We start from the raw sequence: 26,168 nt of genomic DNA, 5'->3' as shown, positions 1-26,168 counted from the left end.
GCTCTCGCTGGCTGTGAATCCCAGAATTTATTACTTAGCTGCTTCCAGAGAAGCTGAATCATTTACCGCTGCCGCGCTCAGACGTTTGTCGATACGCTTAGCCAGACCGGTCAGTACCTTGCCTGGGCCCATTTCCAGCAGTAATTCAACACCTTCATTCGCCATTTTTTCACAACCTTCAGTCCAACGAACTGGACCATAAAGCTGTCGAACCAACGCGTCTTTGATCGCTGCAGGATCCGTTTCGGTTGCCACATCGGCATTGTTGATCACTGGAATGGAAGGCGCTGAGAACGTAAGCTCTTCCAAAGCTACCGCCAGTTTATCTGCAGCGGGCTTCATCAATGCACAATGCGAAGGTACAGACACTGGCAGCGGTAGTGCACGTTTTGCACCCGCGGCTTTACACAGCGCATTTGCTCGCTCAACCGCTTCTTTATTACCTGCGATAACAACCTGGCCAGGTGAGTTGAAGTTAACCGGAGAAACTACCTGCCCTTCTGCCGCTTCTTCACAGGCTTTCGCGATCGCGTCGTTATCAAGGCCAATAATCGCAGACATGGCACCAACACCTGCAGGAACCGCTTCTTGCATCAGTTGTCCGCGTAGTTCAACCAGCTTCACGGCTTCCTTGAAGTCAATCACGCCTGCACAAACCAGTGCAGAGTATTCACCCAGGCTGTGACCTGCCATCACTGATGGTTGTGCACCACCCTCTTGTTGCCACACTCGCCAAATAGCGACAGAAGCCGTCAGCAATGCTGGCTGAGTACGGTGAGTTTGGTTTAAGTCTTCCGCAGGACCGTTTTGAACCAAAGCCCAAAGGTCATAGCCGAGCACTTCAGATGCTTCTGCAAATGTTTCTTTAACAACGGCAAACTGTTCGCCAAGTTCTGCCAGCATGCCCACAGCTTGTGAACCCTGGCCTGGAAAAACCACAGCAAAGTTAGACATAGCGTATTCCTTATTAAAATTTGATCAAAGCTGAACCCCAGGCGAAACCACCGCCAAAGGCCTCAAGCAAAATCGTTTGGCCGCGCTGAATGCGTCCGTCTCGTACTGCTTCATCAAGCGCAGTAGGGACGGAAGCGGCCGACGTATTGCCATGCTTATCAAGCGTGATCACTACCTGATCCATCGACATCGCGAGTTTCTTCGCCGTTGCCTTGATAATGCGGTAGTTGGCTTGGTGAGGAACAAGCCAGTCGATTTCTGACTTGTCCATTTGATTTTCATCCAGCGTCTCTGCAACGATGTTTGCCAGTTGGGTCACTGCCACTTTAAACACATCGTTACCCGCCATGTGAAGCCAAGAGTCAGCTTCTACAGGGCTACCCGCTTTCGCACGCTGAGGAAATTTGACTTTCAACAGGTCACCAAATTTACCATCTGCACGAAGGTGCGTTGAAATGATGCTTGGCTCTTCGCTGGCCCCAATCACAGCCGCACCGGCACCATCACCAAACAGGATGATGGTTGAACGGTCTTCTGGATCGCAAAGGTGTGATAGACGATCTGCGCCGATCACCAAAGCGTTGCGCGCCATTCCTGATTTCACATATTGATCAGCCACGCTCAGCGCATAGACAAAACCAGAACAGGCCGCAGCAATATCAAATGCAGGGCAGCCACTGATCTCCAACATGGCCTGCACATCACAAGCTGCTGCAGGGAATGCACTCTCACCACTGGTAGTGGCAACAATAATCAGGTCGATGTCCTGCTTATCAATGCCCGCCATGTCGATAGCCTGACACGCAGCGTGATAACCCATGGTCGCAACAGTTTCTTGCTCGTTGGCAATACGACGCTCTTTAATACCAGTACGCGCAGTGATCCACTCGTCGCTGGTATCTACCATTTTTTCGAGATCCGCATTGGTGCGGATTTGCGCAGGCAGATAGCTGCCTGTGCCTAAAATCTTACTGAACATGAAGACTAATAATGCCTCTCGAGTAGTACGGCTTCCAAACGGTCACATATTTTATTAGGTAGTTGCCGTTCGACTTCGTGTACCGCTTCTCCGATAGCATGTTGGAAAGCGGAAATATCAGCACGTCCGTGGCTTTTAACTACAATGCCGCGCAATCCTAACAGACTTGCGCCATTGTACTGGTCGGGGTTCAGGTGTTTGAGCCGATTAAACAGCCCACCAAATAACCATTTAGCCACCAGTTTCTTAAACGGATTCGCCAAAACATGCATTTTTAGGCTTTCTAAAAACAGTCTGGCGACACCTTCACTGGTTTTCAGGCTTACATTGCCGACAAATCCATCGCAGACAATCACATCGGCTTTTCCGGTATAAAGCTGATCGCCTTCTACATAACCGATGTAATTCACTGCAGAGCACTGCTGCAGCATCTCTGCACAGCGCTTAACTAAATCATTTCCTTTGATCTCTTCTTCGCCGATATTCAGCAAACCCACTGATGGCTGATAGCCCAGCTGCTCTTCAGCCAGTACTGAACCCATCACGGCAAACTGAAATAAGGTATCAGCATCAACCGAGACATTTGCGCCCAAATCCAATAGCCAGCTTTGCTGGTTGCCCATGGTTGGCAACTCGGATATCAGAGCAGGACGATCAATGCCCGGAAGCAATTTAAGAAGAGAACGGGAAAGTGCCATTAACGCGCCAGTGTTTCCTGCGCTCACACAGGCATCTGCCTTGCCTTCTGCAACCAGTTCGAGTGCGATACGCATCGAGCTGCCCTTGCTTGAGCGCAAAGCTTGCGAAGGACGTGTGTCATTGGCGATAGAAGATTCCGCATGAACAATCGAAATGCGGGGATTATTTTTTTGATCCAGCGATACGAGCTGGCGGGTGATCTCGGATTGATCACCGACGAGTACCACTTTTAACGAGGGGAAATGCAACAATGCCTGCACGGAGGCAGGCACTGTTACTTGAGGACCGAAATCCCCGCCCATCGCATCAAGTGCAATGGTTAGACCTGTCAAGGCTCAACCTTACTTGTTGATTACCTTGCGGCCACGGTAGAAACCGTCAGCAGTCACGTTGTGACGCAGGTGAGTTTCACCAGAAGTTGCATCTACAGACAGAGCTGAAGTGCCCAGCGCATCGTGTGAACGACGCATACCACGCTTAGAACGGGTTTTACGGTTCTGTTGTACGGCCATTGACCCTACTCCTCGTTACTTTGCTTTAAGTTTTTCAAAACGGCAAATGGATTCGGACGCTCATCAGCAAGCGGGATTTCCCCGAATACCATGCCATCAGAATCGACTTCGCAGTCTACTTCGTCGTGCATGGCAACCTGTGGCAGAGCCACAATCAACTCATCTTCGATAAGTTGAAGCAGGTTAATCTCACCATTTTCGTCGACTAATGCCGGCTCATAAGCATCCGGTAAATTGCCAACCTGATCTTCATTGAAAACCGGGCTGTAAATAAATTCGACTTCACAATGATGCGGGAAGGCTTTCCAACAACGCTGACACTCTAAATTGACGTCGACCTTGGCGTTTCCGCGTACAATCTTCAGCCCTTGAGCATCAATGTCAAACGAAAGCTTCACTTCAGCATCACTGATTACACCTTCAGTTGCCTCAGCAATACGCTCCAGTTGCTTCACAGCGATGATGCCATCGTAGTCAAGTCGCTTTTGCGCACTTCTAAACGGGTCAACCGTTAGTGGTAGCTTTACCTTTTGCATAGGGCGCGAATTCTAGCCTCCAATGTAGCCTGAGTCAAAGAAATTTATGCCTTTACTTCTATTCAAGCGCTTCAAAAGCCCGAGAAAAAGAAAAAAGGTTATTTTCTGTTCAACAGGTACTTAGCAATTGAGAACATCGAATGGACATTGGTATGAAACGACACCCAAGCCCACTCGCCTCCGCAAGTTTAAAACATTACACTTGCCCACGTATACGAATATTCTGGTAAAGGATCATCGTTAGATGAATAAACAAACAATTGTGCTGGCTTCTGGATCCAAGTACCGCCAGGCATTACTTCAAAAACTTGGCTTACCTTTCGTTGCCCACTCACCGGATATTGATGAATCTGCTAAAGAAAATGAGCCTCCGGCTGATTTAGTGAAGCGACTCTCATTGGAAAAAGCACAGGCATGTCGAGATGCACATCCAGGATCGATCATCATAGGATCTGATCAAGTTTGTGTGATCGATGGAAAGATTTTGGGCAAACCCCATACAGAAGCAAAGGCCATTGAGCAACTAATGGCGGCATCGGGAAAGCATGTCACCTTCTATACGGGATTAACTTTGTTGAATGCTGACTCCGGAAAAGCACAAACAGATCTAGAGCCTTTTCATGTTCACTTCAGAGAATTGAGTAAAGAGGAAATCACGCGCTATGTGCAAAGAGAACAACCGCTTGATTGTGCAGGTAGCTTTAAATGCGAAAGCCTTGGCATAGCTTTATTCGATAAGCTAGAAGGACGAGACCCAAACACTCTGGTTGGATTGCCTTTGATTCGCCTATGCGAAATGCTCCGACAGGAAGGAATCGAAGTCCTTTAGCCTTTTATACCCAAACAACCTGAAGATGCTCGCATTCAGAGGGCATCAATGCGTTCAATTCGAGGAAAATTTTATGAGTAATAGTCATTCTATTTCCGTGGAATTTAACGATGAAGTGGGCGCATTGAGGGCCTCCCTTCGGGCGAGTTGACTGACGCCGTGCTCGTTGTTGTTCCTTTTTGATGGAGGTGACTACACCTACAAAGGAACGCCGCGATCACAACGCCAGTCAATCTCGCTGAATCCTGCATCTTCAGGTCGTTTGGGTATATCTGCAAATGGGGCTATCGCCCCACTTTCTACTTATCTTTCGTCGACGATTAAAGAAGTGCTTCCAGAGAATCTACAATCGCGACAGGATGGTAAGCTGCCAGCGTCGTCCTGTCATGGACACCCCATGTAATACCGATAGCATCCACGCCAGCATTTTGCGCTAAATGCATGTCGTGCGTTGTGTCCCCCACCATCACAGCCTCTTTTGCCTCAACACCAAGCTGAGCCAAAAGCTCATTGAGCATCAATGGGTCAGGTTTTGAAGCCGTTTCATCCGCAGTGCGAGTCGCCACAAAAAATGCTGACGTGCCGGTATCAGCAATGGCCTTATCTAAGCCCGGGCGGGATTTGCCTGTCGCAACCGCGAGCAAATGCCCTCTTTGCTTTAGCGTTTCCAAAAACGCAAAAGTAGAAGGATACAGGTCTATCGGCGTATCGTTATCGACACGAAACTGTTGCCCGTAATGGCGTTTCCACTCATCCAGTTTTTCTAAAGGCGCCCCGGGATAGAGAAATTCATACCCTTTGTCTAGGCTCAGGCCAATCATCTGTTTGAGCTCATCACCAGACAACTCTGGCAAACCACCCGTGAGATGGGCAGCAGCTTCCAGACTGGAAACAATACGCGCGACAGAATCCATCACGGTGCCATCCCAATCAAAAATGACCAACTTATAGTTAGCTAACACGTGGCGCTTTCCTTAAACCTTCCAGTGCTCTTTCTAATTGCTTATCCATCGGGGCGGAGATATCCATCAGTTCTTCGGTTCCCGGGTGGGTAAACTTGATATTGGCTGCGTGCAGGAAAAGACGGCTCAAACCAAACTTCTTGGTGTAAGCATCAAACCTTGGATCGCCATAGCGATCGTCCCACGCCAGTGGATGTCCCACATATTGCGCATGCACACGGATTTGGTGAGTGCGACCTGTTATTGGGCTAGCTTGTACCAAAGTCGCTTGCTCGAACTGTTCCATCACTTTAAAGCGGGTTTCAGACGGCTTACCATTCGGGTTTACACGAACAATGCTGTTCACTTCGTTTTTAAGAAGTGGCGCTGTTACCTTCTTCATGGAAGGCTTCCAGTTACCCATGGCTAAAGCAAAGTAGTATTTCTGCACCGTCTTCTCACGGAATTGCGCCTGCAAATGACGCAATGCTGAACGCTTTTTAGCAATTAGCAAGATGCCTGAGGTATCGCGGTCGATACGATGCACCAATTCTAGAAAGCGTGCGTCTGGGCGCAATGCGCGCATCGCTTCAATGGCGCCGAAGTGCAGACCACTTCCGCCGTGAACCGCAGTGCCTGACGGTTTGTTGAGTACTAACATGTGATCGTCTTCATAAATCACACATTTTTCCAACTCTGCAACACGATTCAGTTTGGTACTGGGTGCCTCAGCCTGCGCTGTCTCTGGGATCTTGATAGGTGGCACGCGAATAACATCGCCCGCCTGAAGCTTATATTCAGGTTTTATGCGTTTTTTATTAACTCGCACCTCTCCTTTACGCAGAACGCGATAAATCATACTTTTAGGTACGTTTTTAAGCCTATTTCGGAGAAAGTTATCGATCCGCTGGCCTGCAATGTCATCTGAAATGTCGATGAATTGCACTTTAGGTTTTTCAGTATTCATAGGGCGTAGATTCTACATTGCATCAAAGTAGTTTGCTGCAAAAAAGTGTCCCTGCTATAGTTGCGCCGTAAAGCAGAAAAGTTTGAAGCTTTTTTGCTCGCCACGACTAAAAAGTCGACAAATAGAGTAAATCTTTACCGCTTTATCTCAGACCCCTAACCGCCACTAGCACTATTTCTGAGTAGTATCTTGATCAGCTGGCAGTTAACGGTGTCTTAATCATGCAGCACTCGGCGTAAGACATGAGGAATAAAGCACCCGTTAGTTTGTTGGCACGACGGGATAAATAACCAGTGTCAAAGAGACTGTCGCCATTTGTGGCGAATAGCCGACTGAATAAACCGGAGTGAATATCTTAATTCCGTATCAGTGGGTGGATAAGTAGTGCCCTAGAGCGTCCCTGATTCCCCAGCCGTGAGGCTGCATTAACATCAGACTTGGGACCTGGCAGCATTGCGTTCTTTCTCTCGTATCCGACAACTAATAACAACAAATAATCGAGAACAATTTGATATGAAAAGAATGTTGATTAACGCAACTCAAAAGGAAGAGTTGCGCGTCGCATTGGTTGACGGTCAGCGCTTATACGATCTGGATATCGAAAGCCCTGGCCATGAATCGAAGAAAGCAAACATCTATAAAGGCCGTATTACACGTATTGAGCCAAGTCTTGAAGCAGCATTCGTAGACTATGGTTCTGAGCGTCACGGTTTCCTTCCTCTTAAAGAAATTGCCCGCGAATATTTCCCAGACAATTACAGCTACCAAGGTCGTCCAAACATCAAAGAGGTGTTGAAGGAAGGCCAGGAAGTGATTGTTCAGGTTGATAAAGAAGAACGTGGTAACAAAGGCGCTGCCTTGACCACTTTCATCTCTCTCGCCGGTAGTTACCTTGTTCTGATGCCAAACAACCCTCGTGCTGGCGGTATTTCTCGTCGTATCGAAGGTGAAGAGCGTAGCCAACTGAAAGAAGCAATGTCTGGTCTGAAACTGCCTCAGGGCATGGGTCTGATCGTTCGTACTGCTGGCGTTGGCAAATCTGCTGAAGAGCTGGAATGGGATTTAAACTACCTGCTGAACAACTGGGAACGCATCCAAGGCGCCGCTGATTCTAAACCAGCGCCATTCCTGATCTATCAGGAAAGCGATGTGATTGCGCGTGCATTCCGTGATTACCTGCGTCGTGACATCGGCGAAGTGCTGATCGACAGTGAGAAAGTTTACAATCAGGCTCGTGAGCGTATTCAGGCTACCCGTCCTGACTTCCTGAGTCGCGTTAAACGCTACGAAGGTGAAGTTCCACTTTTCAGCCACTACCAAATCGAAAGCCAGATTGAATCTGCCTTCCAGCGCGAAGTGCGTCTGCCTTCCGGTGGTTCGATTGTTATCGACCCTACCGAAGCACTGACTTCTATCGACATCAACTCCGCTCGCGCGACCAAGGGTTCTGATATCGAAGAAACCGCCCTGCAGACAAACCTTGAAGCAGCGGACGAAATTGCACGTCAATTGCGCTTGCGTGACCTTGGTGGTCTGGTTGTTATCGACTTCATCGATATGACCCCAGTTCGCCACCAACGTGAAGTAGAAAACCGTTTGCGTGAAGCTGTCCGTATGGACCGTGCACGCGTTCAAATCGGTCGTATTTCACGCTTTGGTCTGCTGGAAATGTCTCGTCAGCGTCTGAGCCCTTCTCTGGCAGAAGCCAGCCACCACATCTGTCCTCGTTGTACAGGTACCGGTGTGATTCGTGATAACGAATCCTTGTCTCTGTCTATCTTGCGTCTGATCGAAGAAGAAGCGCTAAAGGAAAACACCGCTCAGGTAATGGCAGTTGTACCCGTTCCGGTTGCTTCTTACCTGCTCAACGAAAAACGCCGCTCAGTGCAGCACGTTGAGAAGTATCACAACGTCCGCGTTATCGTTGTACCTAACGCCAACATGGAAACCCCACACTTTGAAGTGGTTCGTATCCGCGGTGGTGACGAAGTGACTTCACTGTCTTACCGCCTTCCAGAACAACTGGAAGCAATGCGTGAGACTGAAGGCAAAGACGACGCACCAGCTGAGCGCGTTGTTAAGAAACGCGAAGAGCCAGCATTGCAAAGTTTCGCTGCCCCTGCTTCTCCGGCACCGGTTGCCAAGCCAGCAGCAAAAGCAGCAGTTGAAGCTAAACCTGGTCTGATCTCTCGTCTGGTATCTTTCATCTCTGGCCTGTTCGCAAGTGCGCCGGCTGAAGAAGAGAAGAAAGAAGAACCAAAACGCGAGTCTCGTAACCGTCGTGACCACAAGCGTTCTCAAGATCGCACCCGTCGTGGCTCGCGCAATGGTCAGCGCGACGAAAACAGCAAGAATGGCGAGCGCAATGAACGAAGCGAGCGTGGAGATAAGAAACCACGTCGTGGCAAAGAGCGCGCTGAAAATAACGAACGTTCAAATGAGCGTCCGGAAAAACAAGCTAAGAAGCAAAACCGCAAGCAGACTGACAAGGCAGAAAAAGCTGACCAACGTCAACAGCAAGCGAAAGCGGCTAAGCCAGTAAAAGAAGAGTCTCAAGCTGACAAGCAAGAGAAAGCGGAAAAGACGGAGAAAGTAAAACAGCGCCGTCAACGCCGTAAGCTGAACAAGAAAGTCCGCGTTGGTGATACTGAAGAAGTTGAAATCGCCGCAGTAAACCCACTTCACGAAATGGGTAAAGCTGTAGCGGAAGAAGCGAAAGCAGAAGCGACCACTACTGACGCACCTCAGACCGCCGAGACGAACGATAATGGTGAGCAACGTGAAGAGAAGCGTCGTAACCGCCGTTCACCTCGTCACCTGCGTGCAAGTGGCCAACGTCGTCGTCGCAGCAACCGCGAAGACGAATCAGCAAACGCTGAGCAAGGCCTTGACCAACTGGACATGATGGAAACGGCTGTTTCTATCGTTGAAAAGCGCAACAAGGTCGTTCTGAAGTCTGGTGTTGCTTCTCCAGAAATGGCAATGGGTAAAGTATGGCCTTCGAAAGCTGCACTGAAAGCCCCTGTTGTGGCAGAAGCAGTGACAGAAGCACCTATTACTGACGAAGCCCCAGCACCTAAGACAGTTGCTGTTGGTGGCGTAGCCTTCCCTGAAATGGCAATGGGTAAAGTCATCGTTCGTCGTTCAGCACCCACTGTGCTGGAAGAAAAAGCGAAGTACGAAGGTGCTGACGCCCTAAACGAAGAACTGCCAGTTGCTGTTAATGCACCGGAAGAAGTAGAAGCACCTGCTGCAGAGCCAGTTGTCGAAGCTGTAGCTGAACAGGTAGAAGCGCCAAAAGCTGAAGAAACCAATGTGAAGAGCGTTATGGAATCTAGCGAAATCCCTGCTGTAGAAGCAGAGAAACCTGCTAAGCCTGCTATTCGCATCGGTCGTGCAACGTCTCCAATGACAAAAGCGCCAGCACCGGAAAGCGCTGAATCAGCGATTGAAGTAGCCATTGCTGAGTTCCGCAGTGAGCGAGCTGAAACGCGCCAAGCAGGTAGCCAAACGGCAACCAACAGCGCCGCAGCGCCAGCGACCAAGCCGAACTTCCAGTAAGAAGTGATGAATCAGAAAGAGCCATGCCTAGCATGGCTCTTTTTTTATGTGCCACTAGGGGCTGTTGATCTTTGGTGATGGTTTTTGCAGCAGTTTGTGGGGATTTTATGCAAGGCAGAGGCTTCGATGTGTAGCTAGCCTACATGAGAAGCCGATAACGCAGCAGAAATTCCCCACAAACGCTGCCCGAAGGGTTCTGCCCTAAGCGTTTTATGCTTTGTTGAGGTGTATTTGCTTAGAATGACTAGGCGGCACACACCTCGCCGCGCCTAAAACGCTTAGGGCTAGAACAAAATCCAACCACCAAAGGTCAACAGCCCCTAGGTCTTATTCATCAAACTGCCATCGCTTTGATGTCTAATCAGTTTGGCTAATTGCAGCACGTCTTTTTTGTTATAACCCGCTGTTCTGCCTAGACGTAACCTGCTTTTAAGTTTCACAAATACGTTACCAAGATTGAACAAAATCACACTTTTAGGTAGTATCGCCGTCTTTGTCGAATTGCCAACAACCCACTTTTAGAGAAGTAACCGAACAAGATGTTTGAATTCCCCAAGTTTCCTAAACACTCGGCCAAGAACGACATTCTGTCGGGTCTGACTGTTGCACTCGCTCTGGTACCAGAAGCCGTTGCGTTTGCTTTCGTTGCAGGCGTTGACCCAATGGTTGGCCTGTATGCTGCGTTCATCATGGGTCTACTGACTTCTATCCTTGGCGGTCGCCCTGGTATGATTTCTGGTGCGACTGGCGCAATGGCAGTGGTCATGGTCAGCCTGGTCGCAGAACACGGTATTCAATATCTTTTTGCGGCAATCATGCTGGCGGGTGCTCTTCAAATTCTGGCGGGTGTATTTAAGCTCGGTAAATTTATCCGCATGGTCCCACACCCGGTAATGATTGGTTTTGTTAACGGTCTGGCCATCGTTATCTTCCTGGCGCAGCTTGGGCAATTCCAAGTTCCTGGTCTTAATGGTGAAATGGAATGGCTGCAAGGCTATGAAGGGCTTTCGTCGATCCTTCTAATCGCTGTAGTGCTGATGTCAGTGGTTTTTGCATACAAACAACAAAACAGAATATTGAAGTTTGCTCCTTTACCCATAATTTTCTTTGCTGCTTATCTACTCACTAAATACTCGCCAAATACACTAATTTCGTTGGTATCATTTGAAGCTATATATCAGTTCTTTGGTAGCGAAATGATGGTTATGTCATTGTTGGTTATAATAACAATGATAATCATCCACTTCCTGCCAAAAATCACTACAGCAGTACCTTCGTCACTGGTAGCAATTGTGTCTGTGACTGCGGCTGTTGTCCTGCTAGATCTGGATACCCGCACTGTTGTCGACTTCCTGCGCTCAATGAGTGGTGACGAGAACGCAACGCTTGCTGGCTCACTGCCGACTTTCGCTTTCCCAACTGTTCCATTCAATCTGGAAACGCTATACATCATCCTGCCATACTCTTTGATTCTGGCAGCTGTCGGTCTGATTGAATCTCTGTTGACCCTAACCGTCGTTGACGAGATGACCGGCACCCGCGGCCGCGGTAACCGCGAATGTGTAGGCCAGGGTGTCGCGAACGTAACTTGTTCCGTATTCGGTGCGATGGGCGGCTGTGCGATGATTGGTCAGTCGATGATCAACGTTAACTCTGGTGGCCGTGGCCGTCTGTCAGGCATCGTCGCCGCACTTGCCCTGCTCTGCTTTATCCTTTTCACCTCTTCGCTGATTGAGATGATCCCACTGGCAGCGCTGGTTGGTGTGATGTTTATGGTGGTTATCGGCACATTTGAATGGGCAACGTTCAAGCTGGCCAGCCGTGTACCAAAACGCGACTTTTTCGTTATCGTGCTGGTGACTGTTGTTACCGTTATGACTGACCTGGCGATTGCGGTTATCGTTGGTGTGATTGTCTCGGCGCTGATGTTTGCATGGGAACACGCGAAACACATCTATGCATCAAGCCACATCAATGAAGAAGGTTCGAAAATCTATGAAGTGAATGGTCCATTGTTCTTTGGCTCAGTGGCTAACTTCCTTGAACTATTTGATGCTCAGAACGACCCACAAGACGTGATTGTCGATTTCGGTAAATCCCGTGTGGCTGACCACTCAGCCATTGAAGCGATTGAGACGCTGGCTGAGCGATACAGCAAAGCGGGTAAGACGCTCCACCTTCGTCATCTGTCACAAGACTGTTTGGCGCTGCTGACTAAAGCGGGCAGCCTGGTTGAAATTAACCACATCGAAGACCCAAGCTACAAGGTTGCAACCGACGTTCTGGCGTGATGAATTTCAATGATGAAGAAGCGGGCTGAATGGCCCGCTTTTTTATTACCTATTCTCTTCTTCGCAGAGCGATAGATAATGTTGGAAAGACTTTAACTCACCGGCTTCAAAATGCTCTTTGAGGGCTTCCATACGCTCAATACGATCAACGCGAAAGCTTCGATAATCATCCCGTAGCTCACACCATGCCACCAGCGTCCAGACTTTGCCCCAAAATACCTGACCTAGAGGGTGAACAATCCGCTCGGAGTATATTCCTTCGCCAGTTTTATATTTGATGCGGACTTTTTGTTTTTCTGTCGTCGCTGCGCGCAAGCTTTCTCGCCATACGGTGCATTCTGATTCAATGTAAAAGTCAGGCACCGCAAGAGGCAAAGCGTCAATCTGGGCTTTAAGGTGTTCTGGCAGTATGGACTGGATTTTTCTTGAGGCAGATTCAGAAGCAGCCGCCAAACTCTTATCTGACCATGCTCGTACCATTTGCATGCCAAGTTCCAATGCGACGATTTCTTCTTCAGTAAACATTAGCGGTGGAAGGTGAGAGCCTTTGCCTAACAGGTAACCAATCCCTGCTTCGCCTTCAATGGGAACACCGGACAATTGCAGGGATTGGATATCACGGTAAATCGTGCGCTCACTGACCTTCAGCTCTTCCGACAACGACTTGGCCGTCACCGCGTAACGTTTACTACGCAGCAGTGTTAAAAGCTCAAACAAGCGCTCCGATTTACTCATTCACTCTTCCTAAGCTGTTTCAGTCATACAAGGACTCATTTTAATTTGCTCGTGGGCCATCACTAGCGTTGAAGCATCAATATAAGACACCATCTTCTGAGCACCTTCATCCTTCATGAAGTTGTCTGACGCTGCCTTAGCATCAGCGAGTGTCGCCCAGTAAACAATGTCTGTCCATTCTTGTGTCTGCTCATTAAGACTCAACGAACGGTAAAGATAGCCTTCACATCCTTTAATAAAGGGAATAGTGCCTTCTGCTGCCTCAACAAATGCCTTCATATCCGCGCCGTCTTTCAGTTTGAATCTTACGGTTTCTACAATGTTATCCATGGTGTTATCTCCTTTCATGTGGGGTTGAGAAGAGATTACTGACACCTACTGACAGATCGTGTCAGGAGCGTTTCCCAGAAACAAAAAAAGGTCAGCTTTTGGCTGACCTTCTATTTCAAGAGCTTAAACACATTACGGCAAATCGAAGACCAAAGCAGTGACGTTTTCTGAGCCGTTATTTTTCAGCAAGAGTTGGGAGAGCCCGCTAACTTTTGCACCGTCGCCAGCTGAGAGAGCATCGTCATTCACTGACAACTCACCCGCTACGACATGCACATACACATTGCTGCCCATTTCCGGGGTGAAAGTTTCCGAACTACCGTTTTCAAGGATTAACTGCAGTAATCGGGCATCTTGTTTAATGCGCAATGTGCCATCACGGCCATCAGGCGTTGCTATCTCAGTGAAGCCCAATGCTTTACCAAAGTCCTTCTGCTGATAACCTGGTGCTCCACCCTTCTCATTAGGCTGAATCCAAATTTGCAGGAAGCGAAGGTCACTGTCGGAAGAGCCATTGTACTCGCTGTGGTAAATCCCCTTCCCTGCAGACATCAATTGAAATTCACCGGCTGGCAGAGACTGGATATTCCCTTCACTGTCTTTATGCTCAATCACACCGTCCAGAACATAACTTATGATCTCCATATCACGGTGACCGTGAGTATCAAACCCAGTCGATGGTTTCACCACATCATCGTTAATCACACGAAGCGCCGAGAAACCCATTTGCTCTGGGTCATGATAATGACCAAAAGAGAAAGTATGGCGACTGTCCAGCCAACCAAAGCTTGCATGGCCACGTTTCTCAGATTTACGGATATCAATCATTTCGACCTCCTTTTGCGCTTAACTTATTGCTTTAAAGGTTAAGCAATCCCAATCTTGAATAAAACCAGAGAGATTTGAGTTTGATGTTCAACTTTTTCGAACATCTAAAAGGAACAACAAAGGGCATGGCGTAAGTCAACTCGCCCGAAAGTAGTGCCTCAATGCGAGCATATTCAGGTCGTTTGGGTATATAATTGCCGCCTTCAAAGCACTAAAAAGACCAAAGAAAATCGATGTCGCTAAGCCCAGAATTAAAAAGTTTGCTCGAGCCAGTGCGCGGGTTTCTGCACTGCGAAACGCCACAGGCGTGGATTGATGAAGCCATTAAGCCTGAAAACGAAACCATACTTCTGCGTGATCACGCTAACTGCGAATTAAAAGCCAGCCAAACCGCAATGTGGCTTATCCGCAAGTACGCCATTGACGCGTCCAGCGGCGAGCTACTTTTGGAGTGGGCAAAACCCTATGAAGATTTCGTTTACCGTGGCATGCGTGATGGGATTTTCCACGCTAAAAAGAATGGGCTGAGCGCTCCACTAAAACCCAAGGAAGGTTTCGAACACGGCCCAGATTTAATCGACAAAATGGTTCGACTGATTAAAGAAGAATTCCATCATTTCGAGCAGGTCATCGAAATCATGGAAAAACGTGATATGCCATACAGCCCGCTCAATGCCGGCCGCTACGCACGAGGATTGATGTCGATTGTCCGTACGCATGAGCCAGCGATGCTTATCGACAAGCTGATTATTGGCGCTTACATCGAAGCTCGCTCATGTGAGCGCTTTGCCAAAGTCGCACCGTACTTGGATGAAGAACTGCGTAAGTTTTATATCTCTCTGCTGCGGTCAGAAGCACGCCACTATCAGGATTATTTGAAACTGGCGGCAGCCATTGCTGGCGGAGATATTTCCGACCGCGTAAAAGCGATTGGTGAGAAAGAAGCCGAACTCATCCAAACACCAGATGATATGTTCCGTTTCCACAGTGGCGTGCCGTCACTCGCCGCATAACTCGACAAAGTCAGGGCCTTCTCCCCTGACTTTTTCTTTATACTGTCTGTGACTTGCACCGACAGCCAATGTTCGGTAAACAGGGAATGACACTGAACAATCAAGGATTACTATGTTCAAGAAACTTAAAGCTTCTTTAGGTATTGGCGCAACCAAAGTCGATACCATCCTTCACAATGAATCTGTTTACCAAGGCGAAACCCTGCGCGGAACCGTTCATATCAAGGGCGGAGATGTCGAGCAAGAGATTGACTCCATCACACTGAAACTCTGCACTGAAGTCAAAGTTGAGTCTGACTCTGGTGTGGGTTATCAGGTCTTTGTCCTTGGTCATATTCAGGCAAATGATCCTTTCACCATTCAACCGGGTGAAGAAAAAGAAGTGCCGTTCGAACTGAAGCTGCATGCCGAAACGCCAATTACGTCGGTTAATGCAAAACTCAACCAGAGCCATGTCTGGGTAGAGACTGTTCTGGACATCGATTTCGCCATCGACCCAACTGACCGAGATTATCTGGAAGTTCGCCCACTGCCTGCAGTACAACGTGTGCTTTCCGCCATTGAACGTGAAGGCTTTGCCTTGGTGAAGGCAGATGTAGAGAAAGGACATTTACGTGGCAATGGCTTTGCCTCTGTTTCTGGCTGTTATCAAGAGCTTGAATTCAAAAACAGCGGCATGTTCAACAAGAAGGAAATCGAGCTTTCTTTCATCTTGGATGGTTCGGTTATCCACTGCCTTGCCGAGATTGACCGCTCGTTCGGCCGTGGTGATACCTATCGCTCGTTCACCATTTCCCGTGATGCGTCAGAAGGTGAAGTGTCACAAGCGCTGGCACCGATTTTGAGCGTCTGACATAGTACTGACGCAATACTTGATAGGGCCTCAAAGGCCCTTTTTTCTGACCTTTCGCCAAGTCTTCCAGAACATCTCTACTTCAATACCACAACCACGGCCTGTCCGCTTTTTGATAGTTAATACAGATCTTGTTTTATTAAGCACAAATCAACAAGAACTGTAAACATTATTAACACTTCGAATATTCATTGCCTGCATATTTAGCACTAACTAATTAAATTTATTAATCAATCACTAATGAGCTCAATTAGAGAACACTGAAGCTAAAAAAATCACAACGTCTCATATTTGGGTCAATCAATATAAAACCACATTAGTAGTATCAACATGCAATTGAAACATTTCCTTAACCCAAGTGTAACAATTCAAAGAGGAAGCTCATGAAGAAGCGATTAATTGCAGGTTTTATCCTTGCGAGTGTTATATCTATTGGCGCTAAAGCCGAATGTTATGGAAACGTCTATGCCATGAATGCAGGGCGCGGACATGTTGGATTTATGATTGATTTACAGGAGACAAAAAAACTGTCAGGCACCTACAACGGTGATCGGGCAATTAAAAAATCGCGCGCTGAGTTCAGCACCTCAGCCATGGCTTACGACAAAAACACCAACCGTATTTATTATGTGAGTGCGCCGAGACCCGAAGCCTATTATGTTGAGGGATTAGGGCAAGATACGTCGGCGGATGAATTTGCAAGCCTTGATTTCCATGCGTCCAAGCTAAAGCCTAACCAGCTCGCTTATTTCGATTCTCAGACCAATACGCATACTATCGTCGGCAATATTCCCAGCGTTTTTCGAATGGCTTTTGAGCCCGCCACCGGGACTTTGTATGCGTCTGACAACCGAAAACTCTTTACTATTGACCCTTCAACAGCCAGTACCACTGACATCGCAGAGTTTGACAAGCCAACACTCGGTTACTCTGGTTTTTCAAGCTGGGGGGACTTTGTGTTTTATAAAGGCGATTTGCTATTTATTACTAACGGCAGAACCTTCAGCATCAACACCAGTAATGCTGTTGCCAAATTGGAATCTTTCCACTTTGTTGACTTCATCACCGCAGCCACCCTTGATCAGAACGGACAGGTTTTAATTGCAGCAAAAAACCAAAACGTAACGGGTAATATCAACAGCACCAAACTGGTTCGGCTGAACCCGGAGACAGGTGAAAAAGTCGTTGTTGGTTTATTCCCAAACCGCATTAGTGCTATGGCAACTAACACTCAGGAAAGTCACGAGTGCTATGACGCGACTATATTTCCAAGTGAGCGCCACATTGAAGTCTCAGATGTGTCAGATGACACCGTTACTGAAGGACAAAATGCAACCTTTTATGTGTCTCTTAACCAAAAGCTAAAAGCAGACAAGGACGTTGTTCTAGCAATAAAAGATAATACGGCCAAAGTGAATGTGGATTATAGCGCTGATGTAACGATTGGTTATGATGGTACAACCAAAGATGTAACACTCAATAATGAAGGCGTGAGCGTCAATTTTGAACCGGGCGACAATATATTCAGCGTTATTGTCCCCACTATCAACGATGACAACGATGAGCCTGCGAAAACCTTTACTCTTGATGCTTGGGTAAAAGAGGATGAATCAGACCTCAAATCAGGCACTGGGACCATCAATGATAATGACGAGCCATCGTTTAACTGTAACAACAGCGATAAACTTTATTCTTACATCCGAGGCTCTGACATTGATGCGCCATTTAGCGGCGGTTTAGTCATGGACTGTGAAAAATCAACAGTTCAGAAGTACTACATGACATCGAGAACCAAAGGAAGCATATCCTGGAAGACTGAGTTGGGTGGTTCACAATCAGTCGACGCGATGAGTATCGGCTACATCGGACAATCGGAGATCAAAACACTCACCAATGTAAATGCCTATATGACTGAGTTCTATAAAAATTACTGTCAACATGGTGATACTCTTGGAACAAGATTGTCTAACACTATCTATGTCACTATCACAGCAGACGAAAATGGGTTGCCTTCCTGTACAACAAGGTTAATTGGTACCTACTGTTTGGGTGAAGGCACTAAGTCAAAGACTGTTGATGTTACCCGAAAAGGCTGCAAAACCTCGCCATAATCTTGGCTAAACAATTGATTAAAAGGCCTACCGTGTAGGCCTTTCTCTTTTCTACCCAGACAGATTATTCAGGAGAGGTGTTGGCCAAAACCCACCACGATCACAAATAAGCAACAAACCTTCAAATTAAATCCATCACAAGAAATACGTAGTATTCGCTTACTTTCCTGAAGCCACGACCAGCCTTATTCCACCAAGAATTCATAGCCTTAAATAAATAAGATCCGAAAAAATACGTAGGCAACATCTCAGTAGTGATGATGGCGATTCATACGAGTACTTGCGCGGTATTACGAATTCATTGTTATCAAATTGTTATTCATCGTGTCGTTGGAATTTCTATAGCAATAAGGAAATGCGACATGAAACCTCTACATTCCAAAACTGAAAAAGCACTGGCAGCATTTGCATGTATTTGCCTCTCTGCCGTCCTCAGTTTTTCTGCCTTTGCCGCGGAGAAAACCTACCGACTGACATTAGCCGAAACCTGGGGACCTAACTTCCCCATTTTCGGTGATGCTACAAAGAATATGGCTGCCATGGCGGAGAAAATGTCCAATGGACGTCTTAAGATCCGCATCGACTCATCTAATAAGCACAAATCTCCATTCGGTGTCTTCGACATGGTGAAGTCAGGCCAATATGACATGGGGCACTCAGCCTCTTATTACTGGAAAGGCAAAGTGCCAAACACGCTGTTCTTCACCACCATGCCATTCGGTATGGTCGCTTCTGAGCAGTATGGTTGGTTCTATCACGGAGACGGCATGGCACTGATGGAAGAAGTCTATGCCCCACACAATCTTCTTTCCTTCCCCGGCGGTAATACCGGCGTTCAAATGGGTGGCTGGTTCCAAAAAGAAATCAACTCAGTGGATGACTTGGAAGGCCTTAAGATGCGTATTCCCGGCTTTGCTGGTGAAGTATTGGCTGAGCTAGGTGCGAGCCCGACAAACATCGCCCCCGGTGAGCTTTATACCGCTCTGGAAAGACGCACCATTGATGCGTTGGAATGGGTAGGCCCAGGGCTGGATTTACGTATGGGCTTTCACAAAATTGCTCCTTACTACTACACAGGCTGGCATGAGCCCGCGACTGAGCTGCAATTTCTCGTCAACAAGCGAACCTGGGAACGCCTGCCTGAAGATCTGCAGGAAATCCTTCGCGTAGCCATGCGCACTGCGGCTTACGACATGTATATCCAAAACGCGCATGCCAGCGCAGAAGCGTGGGAAGAAATGACCGCCGAATATCCCGACATTCAGGTTAAACAGTTCCCTGATGATGTGATTAATGCCTTGCGCTCTGCCAACACCAAATTACTGGCGAACTACGCCGACAAAGATGCGCAAGCGAAAAAGATCCTCGACTCCCAACAGGCCTACTTGGACAAAATACGCCGTTGGACCTCCATTTCTGAGGAAGCTTATCTTCAAGGCCAATAGAAGGCATGAAGTTGTTTTTCGCCGGGATATCCCACCCGGCGCTTTTTTGTTCATGGAGTGAGCATGTATACGCTGTTATTAATTGAGCGATCCATTAATAGAATCGCTGATGTGCTGGGCTGGATAGCCAGTACCCTTTTCCTGCTGCTCGTTATCAACGTGTTTTACAACGTGGTGATGAGGTACGTCTTCAATCAAGTATCGATTGGTTCCCAAGAGCTTGAATGGCATCTGTTTTCCGCTGTGTTTTTACTGGGTATCCCCTATGCCCTGAAAACGGGAGGACATGTCCGTATTGACGTATTTTACGAGCGCTGGCCCCAAAAACTTCAGGCGGTCATCGACTTGCTTGGTTGCCTTATCTTGCTGTTACCTTTCAGCTTTCTGATTTTTTATTTCGGTCTCGACTTTACCCGAGAGGCCTACCAATTAGGTGAAGGCAGTGGCGACCCCGGTGGCTTACCGCATCGTTGGGTCATCAAAGGGATGATCCCTGTCTCTTTCCTTTTTCTGTTTTTGATTGGCATATCGAAGTCTTTAAATGCCATTCAACGCTTGATGTCCAACGACCAAATAAAGGAGTAACACCATGATTGGTATTGTAATGTTCGTGGTTGCTCTCTTTGCACTGCTACTTGGCTTTCCTGTCGCCTTCACGTTTGGTGGTATCGCGCTGATATTCGGTATTTGGGCAGAAGGCGTCGAGATGTTTGCCTTCATGCCGTTTCGCATTATGAGTGTGATGGAAAACACTGTGTTGATGGCAGTGCCCTTATTTGTATTCATGGGGCTGGTGTTGCAAAAAACCCGATTGGCAGAGCAGTTGTTAGAAGCGATGGCTCGCCTGTTTGGCGGCGTTAGAGGCGGATTGGCCATTTCAACCGTATTGGTTGGCTGTCTGCTGGCGGCCTCCACTGGTGTTGTGGGCGCCTCTGTCGTGGCAATGGGGCTGATTTCCCTGCCAGTGATGCTGAAGTATCAATATGCAAAGTCACTGGCCTGCGGCACCATTTGCGCGTCAGGTACGCTGGGACAAATCATTCCTCCTTCCATCATCCTGATTTTACTCGGTGATGTACTCGGCATTCCCGTGGGCGATCTGTTTCAAGCTGCTGTTTTACCAGGGCTGATATTGGTTGGTGCCTATATCGCTTACATCCTGATTTATGCCTTTCTTAATCCACAAGCCGCCAGGGCCATGACACGCCTGCCCGATCAGGACAGAACCGCAGAAATCATCGATGCACTGAAAGCCGTTATCCCGCCCCTCGCGCTCATCATTGTGGTGTTGGGTTCCATTTTCGCGGGTATTGCAACCCCTACTGAATCTGCCGTTTTAGGTGGTGTTGGCGCTATCGTGTTGGCATTGGTTTACGGACAGTTTTCAGTCCGCCTGATGTTTGAAAGTGCTGTAGAAACCGTCAAAGTGACTGCGATGGTTTTTGGTATTTTGATTGGCGCGACCGCCTTCTCAATGGCATTTACCTATACAGGTGGAGATTATTTGGTTGAAGAATGGCTGACAGCATTGCCGGGCGATAAATGGGGCTTTCTGATCCTGACTATGCTCGTTGTGCTGCTGCTGGGCTTTTTCATCGACTTTGTGGAGATCTGCTTCATTATCGTGCCGATATTAGCGCCAGTTGCTCAACTGATTGGTATTGATATGGTTTGGTTCGCCATTCTGATTGCGATGAATTTGCAGTCCTCTTTCTTAACGCCGCCGTTTGGTTTCAGTCTCTTTTATCTCAAAGGCGTCGCCCCACCCTCTATTACCACTGGAGATATTTACCGGGGTGTTTTGCCGTTTATCGCCATTCAGGTTGCGGTACTGCTCAGTATTCTGATCTTCCCGGCTTTCTATGGCCTTGGCGGAAATTAGGACCATTTTCGGCAAAAACGCGTTAAGCGATTAATATTACAAAGACCTTTGCATTTTAAAGGAGAGAGGGACATGTCACTTAAATTGAAGATCATTTTGATGACAGTGATCCCTCTCGTGGTTATCAGCTACGTCATCGGCTGGATAACCATTAACCAGTCCCAATCCCTCGGCGTAAAGGAAATCTCCACCTTCCGCGAGAGTATGCTCACGACCAAAGAGCAAGCACTGGAAGACTACGTTCACCTTGCTATCCAGAGCATCGATTACCTGTACGATGACACATCAAGAAACGAGTCAGAGCTTAAACATCAGGCCTTGGAAGTACTGCGTCAGCTTCGCTACGGCAACGATGGCTATTTCTTTGTTTATGACGAAGCGGGCTTTAACCTCGCTCACCCCATCATGCCAGAGCTGGAAGGCCAAAATCTTATCAATCTAAAAGACTCTAATGGCAATTTCCTGATCCAGAACCTGCTTGCTTCAGCGAAGGCGGGCGGCGGCTTTCATCAATATTTATGGCATAAACCCTCTACCAATGAAGTCGTCCCAAAGCTGAGCTATGCCATATGGCTACCCAAGTGGAAATGGATGGTAGGTACGGGGCTTTACATTGAAGATATTGGCGAGCAGATCGAAGGGGTCAAACAGGATGTTCAAACCAGCATTAATCATACCTACATCGCCATATTGGTTATTCTGGTTTCTAGTGTGCTCATCATGGTGGTGATTGCGCTGGCAGTTAATTTACACGAGCACCGAATCGCTGATGAAAGGCTACGTGAGTTGGCGTTTCGCAATGTGATGCTGCAAGAAGACGAGAAAAAGTACATTTCCCGTGAACTACATGACTGCGTTAACCAGTTACTGGTATCTGCAAAATGCCATATTGAGTTGCTGTCAAAAGAGCTACACCAGAACGGAAATACCACTGCCGGAGAACACCTTCAGAAAGGCGAAACCTCTCTGATAAAAGCGATTAAAGAAGTACGTAACATTTCGCGTAACCTTCGTCCTTCCGCGTTAGACGATATTGGCCTTAATGCTGCGCTTGAATTGCTAGCATCAGACTTTGCTACTTCACAGAACATTCAAATCGACACCCATTTGGATGATTTTGATGACAAACTGCTTCCGGAAGTCACCACCACCTTGTACAGGGTGGTGCAGGAGTCCTTGGTGAATATTGAAAAGCACAGCCAATGCAGAAACGTCGACATAATCTTGTCAAAGTTGGGGGAAAGATTGCAGTTAATCATTCGCGATGATGGCAAAGGCTTTAACGTTTCCGAAGCGCTCAAAGGTCGGGGGATCGGTCTAAGAAATATGCGGGAGCGCATCGAATTTATCGGTGGTGACTTTGAAATCAGTGCAGAAAAAGAGCGGGGAACGGAAGTGAGTATTCTGTTGGAACTCAGCACCATAATCATGGAGAGAAATCATGGATGACATTCGTGTATTGCTGGTCGATGATCACCGTGCCGTTCTGGAAGGGTTTGTTGCCCGCATCGAAAATGAACCTGGCGTTGCTGTCGCAGGTACAGCGGTAAACGGTGTAGAGGCGCTTGAGAAAGCCAAAGTTTTGAAACCTGACGTGGTATTGATGGACATCAGTATGCCAGTGCTCAACGGTATCGAAACCACCAAACTATTCAGTCAAAACCACCCCGAGACCAAAATACTCATTTTGACCATGCATGATAACCGTGAGTACATTCAGAAAGTGATGGAGTCCGGCGCTTCTGGCTACATCCTCAAAGATGTCTCGCTGGAAGAAATGATCAATGCGATTAAAACCGTTAATGACGGCGCCAGTTACTTTTGCCAAAGCTCTAGTAAGGCGCTTTTTGATATGGTCAAAGAGTCCCGAAAATCCGAGAACAAAAAGAACATACTCAGCCAACGCGAAACAACTGTGCTTGCTCTTGTTGCAAAGGGCTTGAGCAGCAAGAAAATCGCCCAGCAATTAGATATCAGTGTGCGCACCGTGGAAACCCATCGCCAGAACATCAAGCATAAGCTGAACGTCTCCTCTACCGCTGAAATGGTCGACTATGCACTAAGGAACAATCTTACTTAGTCACCCAGCTCTCTTTGTTGTCGGCTCTTATCAACGTTATGCGTCTTTCAATATTGAGTTTCCGACAAGTCTTACTTCTAACCTTTCATCGCCTGACGTTGTGTTCTGTACTGACCTTCTAGCTAATAGCCAAGGATAGGAACCACCGATGACAGCGCAGATAGAAAAAGAGCTCAGTAGCAATGGCGTATTACGATTAACCTTGAACAACCCCCAGCGGCGCAACGCTCTCTCTGAGGCCATGATTGGAGAGCTACACCAAGCCATCACTGACGCTTCTATTTCATCCGATGTAAAAGTGGTTGTTCTATCTGGTAATGGCCCCGCATTCAGTGCAGGACATGATCTCAAAGAAATCACTGCAGCCAGAAATAATGACGATAAAGGCCGTGCCTTTTTCACCTCTCTCATGAGCCAATGTGCCGCGATGATGACTGCCATTGTGAACTCCCCTAAACCTGTGATCGCAGAAATCGACGGCATTGCCACCGCAGCGGGTTGTCAGTTGGTGGCCAGTTGTGACCTCGCCTATGCCTCTGACACGTCTCGTTTTGCCACACCGGGCGTGAATATTGGTCTTTTCTGTTCTACCCCGATGGTTGCTCTTTCCAGAAACGTTTCGAGCAAGCATGCCATGGAAATGCTGCTCACCGGGGACATGCTTTCTGCCGCTGATGCAGAGCGAATGGGGCTGATTAATCGCGTCACTGAAAGCGCTTCTTTAAAAGCACTGACACAGGAAGTGGCGGATAAGATCGCAGCCAAGTCCTCTCTGACACTGGCTATCGGAAAAGAAGCGTTTTACCACCAACAGGAAATGAATCTAAAAGAAGCTTATGCCTACGCCAGCGAAGTCATGGTAAACAATATGCTGACGGAAGACGGTGAAGAAGGGATCAGCGCTTTCGTTGAAAAACGCCCTCCTGTCTGGCGAAATCAGTGAGGTTCAGCGATGTCGAATCTTTATAACATTGGACTGGACCGTAACCCTGCAAACTACCAACCACTGACGCCCCTTGGCTTTCTCGAGCGCACAGCATCAAACTATCCAGACTCGCTTGCCATTATTCATGGTGACATGAAAATCACTTATCAAACTTTCTATAACCGAAGCCGTCAGTTAGCGTCGCAGCTGGCCAATCTCGGCCTTGGTCGGGGTGACACAGTTTCTGCTATGTTAGCCAACACGCCCGCCATGCTGGAATGCCATTATGGCGTGCCTATGGCGGGCTCAGTTTTACATTCCATCAATACCCGCTTAGAAGCTGCCACCATCGCCTATCAACTTGATCATGCAGAGGCCAAAGTGCTGATCGTTGATCAGGGGTTTTTACCCGTTGCAGAGGATGCGCTCGAACTGGCAGAGCGTTCGCCAATCGTCATTGTTTACTGTGACCCCGTATGGATTGAGGAGACTAAAGAAACACCCAACTCAACCTATCAGGACTACGAAACCTTTATCAGTCAGGGCGACAAATCCTTTCGCTGGTTGATGCCAGAAGATGAATGGGATGCCATTTCCATCAACTACACGTCCGGTACAACGGGCAACCCGAAGGGTGTGGTGTGTCATCACCGCGGCGCTTACCTTCTGGCTCTAGGGAATGTGTTCACTGCGGAGATGCCCAAGTATTCGACGTATCTCTGGACACTTCCCATGTTTCACTGCAATGGCTGGTGCTTCCCTTGGACGATGTCTGCCATCTGCGGCACACACGTTTGTCTGAGACAGGTTCGCGCAGAGCCAATCTGGCATGCGCTAACCGAGCAGAAAGTCACTCACCTTTGTGGCGCGCCGATCGTCATGGATATTATTCTGTCTGACCAAACCCAGCCACTCTCTGACAAAGTGGCGTTTTTCACCGCTGCCGCGCCTCCCCCGGAGAGCACACTCGCGAAGATGCAGCAGGCAGGTTTTGAAGTCACTCACCTCTATGGTTTGGCAGAAGTGTATGGTCCTGCTGTCGTGAATGAATGGCATGATGAGTGGGATGACCTGCCGATTCAGGAGCAAGCCAAACTCAAAGCACGGCAAGGCGTCAGATACTTGCCTCTTGAAGCATTGGATGTGATCAACCCAGAGACCATGGATCCCGTCCCTGCAGACGGAAAGACCATTGGTGAAGTCATGTTCCGCGGCAATGTGGTGATGAAGGGATATTTCAAGAACCTGACCGCCACTGAGTCTGCATTTGCAGGGGGATGGTTCCACTCCGGTGATTTAGCGGTGAAATACCCAGATGGCTACATTCAGCTTAAAGACCGCTCCAAAGACATCATTATCTCGGGTGGAGAAAACATCTCATCCATTGAGATTGAAGATGTTCTCTACAAACATCCTGCCGTTGCAGTTGCTGCTGTGGTTGCCTGTCCTCATGAAAAATGGGGGGAAGTCCCCTTTGCCTTTGTTGAACTCGGAGAAGGTAAAGTCGTCTCAGAGCATGAATTAAAAGCATGGTGTAGCAACCACATGGCTGGGTTTAAAGTCCCCAAACACTTTGCCTTTGCCATGATTCCGCGAACGCCAACAGGGAAAATCCAGAAGTTCCAGTTGCGGGAGCAGGTTAAGCAATCCAAATAGGCTTCATCGCGTGTTTTCTTGTACTGAAAAAGCCGCCAATG

23 protein-coding genes are annotated in these 26,168 nt (G+C 47.9%); 13 read left to right on the top strand and 10 right to left on the bottom strand.

Going from position 1 to position 26,168, the window contains the following annotated elements:
• Window positions 1-30 precede the first annotated feature (30 nt).
• Genes fabD through yceD form a run of 5 tightly spaced genes read right to left on the bottom strand, consistent with a single transcriptional unit; the run spans window position 31 to window position 3,680 of the window.
• Window positions 31-954, bottom strand: coding sequence for an ACP S-malonyltransferase (fabD, locus tag QL223_RS07300; RefSeq protein WP_002541725.1), 924 nt, complete (start codon window positions 952-954; stop codon window positions 31-33).
• 13 nt (window positions 955-967) lie between these two features.
• On the bottom strand, window positions 968-1,933 hold the full coding sequence (locus QL223_RS07295; protein ID WP_281544329.1) for a beta-ketoacyl-ACP synthase III: 966 nt from the start codon (window positions 1,931-1,933) through the stop codon (window positions 968-970).
• Window positions 1,934-1,938: 5 nt separating this feature from the next.
• Window positions 1,939-2,964: a phosphate acyltransferase PlsX gene (gene plsX, locus QL223_RS07290; RefSeq protein ID WP_002541722.1), complete on the bottom strand. Its 1,026-nt coding sequence runs from the start codon at window positions 2,962-2,964 to the stop codon at window positions 1,939-1,941.
• 9 nt (window positions 2,965-2,973) lie between these two features.
• Window positions 2,974-3,144 (bottom strand): 50S ribosomal protein L32, encoded by a 171-nt coding sequence (rpmF, locus tag QL223_RS07285; protein ID WP_002541721.1) that lies wholly within the window; start codon window positions 3,142-3,144, stop codon window positions 2,974-2,976.
• A 5-nt stretch (window positions 3,145-3,149) separates the two neighbouring features.
• Window positions 3,150-3,680 carry a 23S rRNA accumulation protein YceD gene (gene yceD, locus QL223_RS07280; RefSeq protein ID WP_002541719.1) on the bottom strand — a complete coding sequence of 177 codons (531 nt, stop codon included), beginning with the start codon at window positions 3,678-3,680 and terminating at the stop codon, window positions 3,150-3,152.
• A 244-nt stretch (window positions 3,681-3,924) separates the two neighbouring features.
• Between yceD and QL223_RS07275 the strand changes: the two genes are divergently transcribed.
• Window positions 3,925-4,509 carry a nucleoside triphosphate pyrophosphatase gene (locus QL223_RS07275; RefSeq protein WP_002541717.1) on the top strand — a complete coding sequence of 195 codons (585 nt, stop codon included), beginning with the start codon at window positions 3,925-3,927 and terminating at the stop codon, window positions 4,507-4,509.
• Window positions 4,510-4,829: 320 nt separating this feature from the next.
• Here the strand turns inward: QL223_RS07275 and QL223_RS07270 are convergent, their stop codons facing one another.
• Window positions 4,830-5,471, bottom strand: coding sequence for an HAD-IA family hydrolase (locus QL223_RS07270; RefSeq protein WP_002540120.1), 642 nt, complete (start codon window positions 5,469-5,471; stop codon window positions 4,830-4,832).
• Window positions 5,461-6,417, bottom strand: coding sequence for a 23S rRNA pseudouridine(955/2504/2580) synthase RluC (gene rluC / locus QL223_RS07265; protein WP_002540121.1), 957 nt, complete (start codon window positions 6,415-6,417; stop codon window positions 5,461-5,463). Before rluC ends, QL223_RS07270 begins: the two co-directional genes overlap by 11 nt.
• A 522-nt stretch (window positions 6,418-6,939) precedes the next feature.
• Between rluC and rne the strand changes: the two genes are divergently transcribed.
• Both rne and QL223_RS07255 read left to right on the top strand, forming a co-directional pair.
• Entirely contained in the window at window positions 6,940-9,978 is a 3,039-nt protein-coding gene (rne, locus tag QL223_RS07260) for a ribonuclease E (protein ID WP_281544480.1), read from the top strand.
• Between the two features lie 539 nt (window positions 9,979-10,517).
• Window positions 10,518-12,269 (top strand): SulP family inorganic anion transporter, encoded by a 1,752-nt coding sequence (locus tag QL223_RS07255; RefSeq protein ID WP_281544328.1) that lies wholly within the window; start codon window positions 10,518-10,520, stop codon window positions 12,267-12,269.
• Between the two features lie 45 nt (window positions 12,270-12,314).
• On the opposite strand, the gene QL223_RS07250 is transcribed toward QL223_RS07255, so the two are convergent.
• The 3 genes from QL223_RS07250 to QL223_RS07240 form a co-directional block, all read right to left on the bottom strand.
• Window positions 12,315-13,004: a YafY family protein gene (locus tag QL223_RS07250; protein ID WP_002540124.1), complete on the bottom strand. Its 690-nt coding sequence runs from the start codon at window positions 13,002-13,004 to the stop codon at window positions 12,315-12,317.
• A 9-nt stretch (window positions 13,005-13,013) separates the two neighbouring features.
• Window positions 13,014-13,334: a hypothetical protein gene (locus tag QL223_RS07245; RefSeq protein WP_002540125.1), complete on the bottom strand. Its 321-nt coding sequence runs from the start codon at window positions 13,332-13,334 to the stop codon at window positions 13,014-13,016.
• 132 nt (window positions 13,335-13,466) lie between these two features.
• Window positions 13,467-14,162 carry a pirin family protein gene (locus QL223_RS07240; protein ID WP_281544327.1) on the bottom strand — a complete coding sequence of 232 codons (696 nt, stop codon included), beginning with the start codon at window positions 14,160-14,162 and terminating at the stop codon, window positions 13,467-13,469.
• Between the two features lie 233 nt (window positions 14,163-14,395).
• Between QL223_RS07240 and miaE the strand changes: the two genes are divergently transcribed.
• From miaE to QL223_RS07190, 10 genes are all read left to right on the top strand, one after another.
• Window positions 14,396-15,175: a tRNA isopentenyl-2-thiomethyl-A-37 hydroxylase MiaE gene (miaE, locus tag QL223_RS07235; protein WP_281544326.1), complete on the top strand. Its 780-nt coding sequence runs from the start codon at window positions 14,396-14,398 to the stop codon at window positions 15,173-15,175.
• A 112-nt stretch (window positions 15,176-15,287) separates the two neighbouring features.
• Window positions 15,288-16,028: a sporulation protein gene (locus QL223_RS07230; RefSeq protein WP_281544325.1), complete on the top strand. Its 741-nt coding sequence runs from the start codon at window positions 15,288-15,290 to the stop codon at window positions 16,026-16,028.
• A gap of 383 nt (window positions 16,029-16,411) precedes the next feature.
• Window positions 16,412-18,139 (top strand): hypothetical protein, encoded by a 1,728-nt coding sequence (locus QL223_RS07225; protein WP_281544324.1) that lies wholly within the window; start codon window positions 16,412-16,414, stop codon window positions 18,137-18,139.
• Between the two features lie 362 nt (window positions 18,140-18,501).
• Window positions 18,502-19,584, top strand: coding sequence for a TRAP transporter substrate-binding protein (locus tag QL223_RS07220; RefSeq protein WP_281544323.1), 1,083 nt, complete (start codon window positions 18,502-18,504; stop codon window positions 19,582-19,584).
• 63 nt (window positions 19,585-19,647) lie between these two features.
• Window positions 19,648-20,169 (top strand): TRAP transporter small permease subunit, encoded by a 522-nt coding sequence (locus QL223_RS07215; RefSeq protein WP_281544322.1) that lies wholly within the window; start codon window positions 19,648-19,650, stop codon window positions 20,167-20,169.
• Window positions 20,170-20,173: 4 nt separating this feature from the next.
• The gene (locus QL223_RS07210; RefSeq protein WP_281544321.1) at window positions 20,174-21,466 is read left to right on the top strand and encodes a TRAP transporter large permease subunit; all 1,293 of its coding nucleotides are present in this window, start codon (window positions 20,174-20,176) and stop codon (window positions 21,464-21,466) included.
• A 72-nt stretch (window positions 21,467-21,538) separates the two neighbouring features.
• Window positions 21,539-22,915 carry a cache domain-containing protein gene (locus QL223_RS07205; RefSeq protein ID WP_281544320.1) on the top strand — a complete coding sequence of 459 codons (1,377 nt, stop codon included), beginning with the start codon at window positions 21,539-21,541 and terminating at the stop codon, window positions 22,913-22,915.
• Window positions 22,908-23,546, top strand: a complete 639-nt coding sequence (locus tag QL223_RS07200; protein WP_002540135.1) for a response regulator transcription factor — start codon at window positions 22,908-22,910, stop codon at window positions 23,544-23,546. The genes QL223_RS07205 and QL223_RS07200 overlap by 8 nt, the downstream gene beginning before the upstream one ends.
• A gap of 148 nt (window positions 23,547-23,694) precedes the next feature.
• Window positions 23,695-24,489, top strand: coding sequence for an enoyl-CoA hydratase (locus tag QL223_RS07195; protein WP_281544319.1), 795 nt, complete (start codon window positions 23,695-23,697; stop codon window positions 24,487-24,489).
• A gap of 9 nt (window positions 24,490-24,498) precedes the next feature.
• A complete protein-coding gene (locus tag QL223_RS07190; RefSeq protein ID WP_281544318.1) occupies window positions 24,499-26,127 on the top strand; it encodes an acyl-CoA synthetase in 1,629 nt (542 codons plus the stop codon).
• Window positions 26,128-26,168 lie beyond the last annotated feature (41 nt).

The organism is Grimontia sp. SpTr1, from assembly GCF_947387585.1.
Classification (GTDB): Bacteria; Pseudomonadota; Gammaproteobacteria; order Enterobacterales; family Vibrionaceae; genus Enterovibrio; species Enterovibrio indicus.
The sequence above is the reverse complement of the archived record's forward strand: the minus strand, read 5'-3'. Positions and strand labels throughout refer to the sequence as shown.